We start from the raw sequence: 6,769 nt of genomic DNA, 5'->3' as shown, positions 1-6,769 counted from the left end.
GGGCCGCGGGCGCATGATGCCGCCATTGAGCGCACCACGGACCGAGACGTCGGGCACGGTGACGATGATCTCGGCCTTTGCCGCGAAGGTGAAGCCGAAGTCGGGCAGCGTGCCGACCACGGCACCCAGGCCAAACATCATGTTGCCGGGAGAGGGCGTGAAATCCTCTGCCTTCTCGTGCCGCCACTCCAGCTGCCGTAGCACCGGGTCGTCCTCGTCGCCGAACTTCGGCCTGGCGGCGATGCCGAACATACCCGCGACGCCGAACAGGCCAAGCCCGGAATTGGCGAGCGGCAACGGCGCCGGCAGCTCGGCGGAAAGCGCCAGGAACACCATCGGGTTGCTGTAGATCACCGTGGCGTCGGCGTTGAACTGCAACGGCACGATCGAGGCCGCCAGATGGGCCTCGAAGCCGCCGCCGATCAGATGCAGCGCGCCTTCTCCCGCGATGACGCCAGGCAGGTCGATGCCCACGGCGATTCCGGTGATCGTGACCTCGGGCTGTCCATTGCGAAGCGTTCCCCGTATCGTCATGCCCGAGACCTTGACGGGACCCAGGTTCAGCCTGAAGCGCAGGTCGACCTCGATCCAGGCGGAGCCGCGGCCGGACCGGCTGCCGATGACGTCAAACAGCTGTTCGAAGCCGTCGAGTTGCCAGGCTCCCGGGTTCTCGATCTCCATCTCCGCCCAGTCGTAATCGAGGTCGAACATTCCGAGCCCCGATTTCCGCATGTCTATCAGCATGCGGACGCGCCGGACGCGGATGCGCATCGGCTGGTCGGGCACCATGCTGACTGACGGTCCTCCCGGAATGCCGAGCGCCGTCACCCGCACGGCGACCGAGTAGTCGAGGTTGAGCGAGATCGGGCCTCCGACCGGCAGGCCGTGACCGGTCGATTCGATCTCTGCGCCGTGCAGCACGAACTGGCTCTTCGGCTCGAACAATGACGACAAGGCCGCGCCTGCCGCGGCGATGGCCGCCAGATGGTACTTGCCGCCGTCGTTCTGCACGTCGCCATTGGCAATCAGCGACGTGGCCATTGCGGCCGCAGTATTGAAAAGTTTGGCGGGATCGAGCACGCCGGCGCCGTCGTCGGTCCTGACTGTCACAAGGCCAGCCGGCCCCTGCGACGACAGGCCGAGGGCCAACCGCATGGTGCCCGCGTCGTTGACCGGATCGCGCGCGAAGGTAGCGGTCGCCCGCACGGGTTCGCCGCCAAGGAAGGTGAGGTTGCCCAGCTGCTCGAGCGGAAGCGATCGGTTGTTGATCGGCAGGTCGACAGTGGCAGAAATCAGGGTCGGCGTCAGCCCGGAGAGACCCCTGGCCGTGGGATCGATGCACTCGATGCGGATGCTGAAGCCCGGCACGGCCGAAGCTTCTCCCGTCGCCGGCTTCGGCAGTACAGAGGTCTCGACGACGAGCTGGATCCCGCCAGGGCCGGTCGGGACGGCGAAATATCCCCTGATCGGCTGCCCGCCGAAGAACGGCACATCGGGCGGCAGGTAGAAGTCGAGCTCCCGCGCCAGCAGCCCTCGCCAGGAAAGACGGTCCGCATCGATACGGTCAAGCGGCGGAGACAGCCCGGGCGCGCCGTTTCCGGGACCCGCTTTCTGCTCGCTGTCGTCGATGATGAAGGTCGGGCAATGAAAGCCAATGCCGGAGTTGCCGAACAGAACCGCCGGGGGCTCGAAACCGACGGTCACGATGCCTTCGGTGGAGTCGGTGTCCGGCGTGAACCGCATGCTGGCGGGCGCCTCGGGAGAACCGGATATCAGCAGCGAAGGCGCCAGCTGGGAGGCCGCCTCGTCCGCCCGGCTGACCAGCACAGGCGCCGCACCTGTCGACACCAGGCTCGTCTGGCCGGTAGCCTGGTCGGTAACGACCGTGGCGCCCGTCAGGCCGAGCCCGGCGAGTCGCTCCACGAATTTGAAGACGGCATTGACGCGATCCTCCCTGGAGAGGATCAGCCAGAACCCGAAGGACGTCGGGTCATCAGCCGGCTCGAGCTTGAGCTTGAAGGGAACCTTGCCTGCCTCGTTCGTGGGCAGGCCGAGGTGAAAGTCGAACCCCGGTAACGGGCTCTTGTTCTGGTCCAGATCGATCTCGACTTCGCCGGAAAAGATCCCGGGGCTCACCTCAATGGGTGGAGATCCGGGACTGAGGCTCGACAGAAGCGTGTCAAGTTCGCCCGAAAGCACCACATGGCGAAGGACGCCGCTGCTCTCAAGTATTGATCGTATCGACATCTTGTCCTCTGTTCCCGGCGAAGGCTGCTGGCTGGATAGCGAACGTCGATGCATGTCTCCTTTGGATAATGTTGGCGCCCCGGCACGACGACGTCGGGCAGAAGCCTCTCGAAGCCTTTGCAGGGCCGGGGCCGCGACGATTGCCAGCGATGGCAGGGAGTGCTCGTTGCACCAGCGCCACACGGTCCGGGCTCTCTCGCGCGAACATGCGACGCCCGCCGGCGGCTATCAGCTCCAGGTCTGTACTTCCGGAAAACAGCTGGGAAATCAGCAACGCAATTCTCCCGGGTTTGCACATGAAGCGCAGGCATCCTGTGCCGGCGTCCGGGTCGTGTTGGTCCGCTCAGAAGTTCACACCCATCAGGCGCTCGATCTCGGTTGCCCTGCTGGCGATACCATGCTGGATGGGATTGCCCGGGTTCGCAGGGTCAAAGCCTGAGCCCCAGTAGAGGCCTACCACCTTGTCACCCGCAACGACGGCCGAGCCGGAATCGCCCTTCTCTCCGATCGCGATCGAAAGGGGGAAGTCGACATGTATCTGAAGCTGATTCCTGAGGATGCGCCGGGTTGTCTGCGCACCTTGCGCGTTGGTTATCGGTGGCATTTGCGGATAGTCCGCCTCAAAGCTCCCGTGGATGTCCTCGATCCAGCCGAAAGTCTGACCGGTCGACCTCCCACGCTTGGAGACCTGCATGCAGGGCTCTGCGTCAACAACGCCGGAAACCGGACCGATATCGACGACGGCTTCTATCGACGCGAGGTCAATACGGCAGACAGCGGCGTCGAGTTCGCCGGTTTCCGTATTTTCAGGGAACGACCAGTCGGAAAGGGGACCGATCTCATCGATCGGGAACGGGCCCAGGAAGGTCGGAGCAGGCTGCAGCATCATGTCGCCAGCGCTTCTCGACATGTCGACGCACATGACATGATGGTTGCTGAGCCCGTAGCGAATGTCGGGATTGAGGGGATCCTTTACGATCGCTCCCAGCGTGCCGACATGCTGGACGCCTGCCCCCGCGTTGAAGAAGCGCTTTGGCGAGACCGATACACCCCCCTCAACAGGCCGGTAGCGGTCGTTGTCGGGTAATTGCGCGGTCGCAAACGCCCTCTGGACGAAGACAACCTGAAAGGGAAAGAACTGAAGGGCGGTTCGAACTTCGATTGGTACCCGGGATGCGTCGCGAACAAAGACCCGCAGGGCAAGATCGTCCGGATCGGGCTGCTCCTCGTCGCGAACTCCGATCGCGACGCCGGTAACGATCCCGGTAGAAAACAGGAAGTCCTCCAGCGCGTCCTTTGCAGCCAAAACTTCAGGGGGGATTGCCATGCTGCGTTCCACCTTGCCTGGATCCCCGCCGCCCGTTCGCAGGCATGAGGGCTGTAAAGAAAAGTACCGACAAAGTATATACGATATGGATCGGCGACGAAAAAGAGTCCAGATGATGTTTGCGTATTCACTTCAGGCGAACGTGTTTTCGAGGCGGAGTGCCTAGAATTGCAGGCTACAACATCTGCCGGCCAAAGAAATTGTTTATCGGTCGGGCGACGGAGTAGCCGTTGCGCACTATAGGTCATGTCGCAACGAAAAACGCAGTGCTTCAACAAGATTTATGCTTTACGCGGCGGTCAGGTTGAAACCGGATGCCTCAACCTTGCGCAGCATGATGCCGTTAAACCTGCAAGAGTCCCTTTTTTAGAGAACAATAAGATAAAACAGGTCGCTCATCAATGCAATTCTCTTTATGTTTTAGTTCCCGTTAACGGGAATGCCAGGCGAGATGTTGATGAAGTTAACGAATCGCTAAGCCCCGTTCCTTCCCGGCTTTGAACAGTAGGGGTGACCCGGACAGCAATCGAGCCTGTGACCCACAGACCAGGAATCTGCCGCCGGACTGTACCAGGCTACGAGGTGGCGCGGCCGAAAGGCAGGCGTCAGATTGCCGGACCTGCCCAGGAAATCGCCTCGGTCGCCAGAATAACCCACTTTGGGCCCTTCGCCTCGGCCACGGCCGGAGCCTGGGCAAGTTCTACGGAAACCCCTGTCACAGAAAACTTCGACAAGGACGGCATCAGGAACGCCACAACGATCAAGCCGAGGCAGACGGGAACGAGGACGGTCAGCATCTTGTCCGTTACGGCTGTCGTGTCATCCATGCGAAGATACCAGAGAGCAGCCAGCTGGCACACAGGAAGCAGCTTGCGCCCGCCAGCGACCAAAGCTGCTTCATGGCTGCGCCGGCGAGATTCCCGATGTTCTAGTGCACTCTCTGCTTCAGGCTCTCAAGCTCCTGACGTAGCCGGTCCAGCTCCCGCTTCAACGTTTCGGCATCCTGCTGCCTGCCGTTGTCTTCAAAGCACTTGATGAGGAAGCTGATCGCCACGAGCAGAGCCGCCCAGGAGAGCCACATCTTCAGTGCCAGAGCCGGTTCGAGCGGCGGAGCCACGGCCCCGAAGGCAACACTCGGCGTCGCGACTACCGCGTTTCCCAGAGCGACCGCGACGGCGACTTCCTGAATTTCGCAAGTCATAATAGCTCCCTTTCCGAGACAGAGCGGCGTCCCGGTCTACCCGTTGTTGCCGGAACCAATGCCAAGGTCAGCGAGGTAGGCGTCGACATTCCCGTCAGAGGCGTGGCTCACCGCGAGCGTCAGGCCGGGGAGGTCGGAGATGTCGATGGAGTCCTCCACACTGGCCTCCGGGCCTTCGAGAACTGACCATGTGTCCTGATTGACGACACCGTCGGCGACCAGGCCGAGCGCGGACTGGAAGAGCACGACCGCATCCGTGGTCGACTGGCCAAAGGATCCGTCTGCGACATCGGAGAAACAACCAACGGCGGTCAGGTCCTCCTGAAGTCTGGTGACTTCAGGGCCACTGTCACCAAATTGCAGGGTCGGTTGATCAAAAGGCATCGTCAAACCCTTTCCATTGTCTGGCGTCGGTCCCGGAGGTTGAGACTGTACGCGGTGATCCGTCCCGGACATCAATCATTGCGTGGTGCCTGATTTCCGTCATCTGCTCGTCCTCTTTCTCAAGGGGATACGCTCCTTGTCAGGATGCTGAGCCGGCCGGGGTCAGCCGGGCTCGCTGATGACCACGAAATTCACATCATAGCGGGCATCCCCTGTGAGTATGCCGAACACCCGGTCGACATCCATGTCCTGCGTCAGGTCGATCGTCGCGAGCACGTCGTCTTCGATGACGTCGGCCTCGAGAATCGTGAGTTCCGTAACACCCGGCGCGATCGGCATCTCGATACCGACATCGAGGCTGCTCCCCGCCTCGAACTGGCCGATCGGGAAGCGATCGGTTCCCAACACCCCGACGAGGTCATCCGGTCCGATGAAATCATCGGTCGCGTGGCAGGTTACAGATCCCAATTTCAACAAAGATGGCCGAGGCATGACGCTATGTCCTTCCAACCACCTGTTCTGGCGCACCGGTCGCCATATCTTCGCATCCGGTGACCGCAGTAAGTCCGCGTATGCTTTATCAGCTGTGAAGCATATTTCGCTTCCGTCGGAAAGTGCGCCCCTCGCTGCAGCGCAAACTATCATCGTCAAAGCGCTAACAAATTCTCAGTGTTAACGGAACAAGACGATTCAAAATCGTTTCATACTTCTGCCGTTGCGGCGCTGCCGACGTCAGGGGTACGTTCCGCAGCCTCGAAAGTGACATTGTGGTAACCGTCTGAAGGTCGCGGTGGGCAATGCCGCCCAAATTGCTCCCCAAGGCGACGTTTATGAGGGTGAACACGCCGGCCCAGAGCGGCCGCCACAACTCACGACCAGGCACCGCGAAGCGTCCGGTTCAGTCAACCTTAATGTCCACTTTCGACTGGCCGAGGTGACGGAGCCTTTGCCGGTGCCGATGAAGACAAAGTGTCTGTGCCCCTGTAGCCAGTTTGCGACTGACAGGTGATGCTTGAACGGCTGGGGGCTGTGGCGACGCCGTGCCTAGGAGCGGAAATGATCTCAGGCTCGAGATGCTGCCATTGATGTGGATGGGGAATGCGCACTTCTGTTGGGCCATCGCGCCGCCGGTGGCGCCTTGGCCGAAATAGAAGCGCAATCGCCGCGGACATGGGTCCGCTTGCGAAGATGTCGCGAGATTCATGACGAGAAGGCCAGCGAAAGAAACGGCAGAGCATTCGATAAACGTCATGACGGCGGACATTCGTGAAAATCGGGGCGGCATAACACAATGCACCAAAGAGCCGCCGGCGAAGGTCCATATCCGCTCGCGCGAACGAAGCAGCAATCCTGGCAGCTTCAGACTGGCAGAAAATTACATTAACAGTTGCTAATATATAATCGGAGATATTTCCCGCCTACAGCTATTCCGAAATATTTCTTCGCCTCCTGCTTGCGCCCAAAGTGGAACCGTCGCATGAGTGGAGTAAGCACCAGTTTCGTGCCTTACCGGGGGGTAAGTGGATTCCATTGCGCCAATAATGGTCGCGCTGGACAGCGGTGTCATTTGCTTGACGCTGCTGACCCAGTATTTGCGCCAGCCTGCAGAC

Annotated in this window: 6 protein-coding genes; all 6 read right to left on the bottom strand. The window is 60.9% G+C overall.

The genetic code is table 11. The features are described 5' to 3' along the window. Window positions 1–2,247 (bottom strand): hypothetical protein (locus EOA29_RS20465; protein ID WP_145969720.1); only part of this gene is annotated, 2,247 nt, incomplete at its 3' end. Between the two features lie 343 nt (window positions 2,248–2,590). Further along, window positions 2,591–3,586: a hypothetical protein gene (locus tag EOA29_RS20460; RefSeq protein WP_127221361.1), complete on the bottom strand. Its 996-nt coding sequence runs from the start codon at window positions 3,584–3,586 to the stop codon at window positions 2,591–2,593. A 593-nt stretch (window positions 3,587–4,179) separates the two neighbouring features. Further along, window positions 4,180–4,401, bottom strand: coding sequence for a hypothetical protein (locus EOA29_RS20455; protein WP_127221360.1), 222 nt, complete (start codon window positions 4,399–4,401; stop codon window positions 4,180–4,182). A 101-nt stretch (window positions 4,402–4,502) separates the two neighbouring features. After that, on the bottom strand, window positions 4,503–4,775 hold the full coding sequence (locus tag EOA29_RS20450) for a hypothetical protein (protein WP_127221359.1): 273 nt from the start codon (window positions 4,773–4,775) through the stop codon (window positions 4,503–4,505). A 36-nt stretch (window positions 4,776–4,811) separates the two neighbouring features. Next, the gene (locus EOA29_RS20445; RefSeq protein WP_189478942.1) at window positions 4,812–5,159 is read right to left on the bottom strand and encodes a peptidoglycan-binding domain-containing protein; all 348 of its coding nucleotides are present in this window, start codon (window positions 5,157–5,159) and stop codon (window positions 4,812–4,814) included. A 162-nt stretch (window positions 5,160–5,321) separates the two neighbouring features. Next, window positions 5,322–5,567, bottom strand: a complete 246-nt coding sequence (locus tag EOA29_RS20440) for a hypothetical protein (RefSeq protein ID WP_210213158.1) — start codon at window positions 5,565–5,567, stop codon at window positions 5,322–5,324. Between the last annotated feature and the right edge of the window lie 1,202 nt (window positions 5,568–6,769).

The organism is Mesorhizobium sp. M1E.F.Ca.ET.063.01.1.1 (genome assembly GCF_003998155.1).
GTDB lineage: Bacteria > Pseudomonadota > Alphaproteobacteria > Rhizobiales > Rhizobiaceae > Mesorhizobium.
The sequence above is the reverse complement of the archived record's forward strand: the minus strand, read 5'-3'. Positions and strand labels throughout refer to the sequence as shown.